Origin of the sequence: Bartonella sp. AP58NXGY (genome assembly GCF_042195785.1) — a bacterium.
Taxonomy (GTDB): Bacteria; Pseudomonadota; Alphaproteobacteria; order Rhizobiales; family Rhizobiaceae; genus Bartonella.
The window spans coordinates 1-756 of sequence record NZ_JBHIOY010000215.1 but is presented as its reverse complement, the minus strand read 5'-3'; the positions used below and the strand labels follow the sequence as shown (position 1 = coordinate 756).

The 756-nt window shown below is 38.4% G+C and carries 1 protein-coding gene; it reads right to left on the bottom strand.

The genetic code is table 11. The features are described from left to right. On the bottom strand, positions 1–641 hold a 641-nt coding region (locus ACFINC_RS10530; RefSeq protein WP_375617180.1), incomplete at its 3' end, for an antA/AntB antirepressor family protein. Between the last annotated feature and the right edge of the window lie 115 nt (positions 642–756).

The window sequence follows — 756 nt, the reverse complement described above, 5'->3', positions numbered from 1 at the left end:
GTTTGAATAGTGAGGGTTGAGCAATCCATTAGTCCTTTTTGTATTTTGTCTTGATAAGGCAATAAGTGAGCCCCGAAAGTGCGTCGATAAACCCATCTTTTTTTCTGTAAAAAGAGAATGAATTGTTTTGGTTGCATTTCGAGCACTTTAGCGGCTTCAGTAAGACCGAAGAGCCCATCAGAGCGTTGTAAGCTTTCAAGAGCCATTGCTTTTGGTTTTAAATCTTCAATGATGGTATCTTTTTGATTTATTTGTCCTTGTAGGTAATTCAAAAAGCCAATCATCGCTTGTGGACTTGAGTAATCGATTTGTGGTGTAACAATTTGCTTTGCACGCCGCTCGCATTCGATAAAGTATTCTCTTGCTTGCTTTCCTTTTTTATTACGCTCGACCATGGCAAGCTCTTTCGCCATGTCTAAGGTAAGATAGTATTCTACTGCTATGGCATTGTTCGCTTCCATTTTTTTGTGGAAGCGAATAAAGTCCCTTCCATCAAGGAAAGCATAGGTCATAATACGTTTTTTTATCCAAGTAGAAAAATCTTGTTTACTCTCCAAAAAGACATGTAATTCACGTGCATTTACTGTCTGAACGCTTTCTTCGTTAATGGTGTTATTTGTAATAGCGATAGGATTATTCATAAGTTTACTCCATCCGATCATTTAATAAGAGGAAAGAGGAGGGCGTTTTTAAAAGCGCCCTGTATAATGTGGGTAATTTGGAATGACATCCGAAAGAGTTAGACGGTGCTGCTGT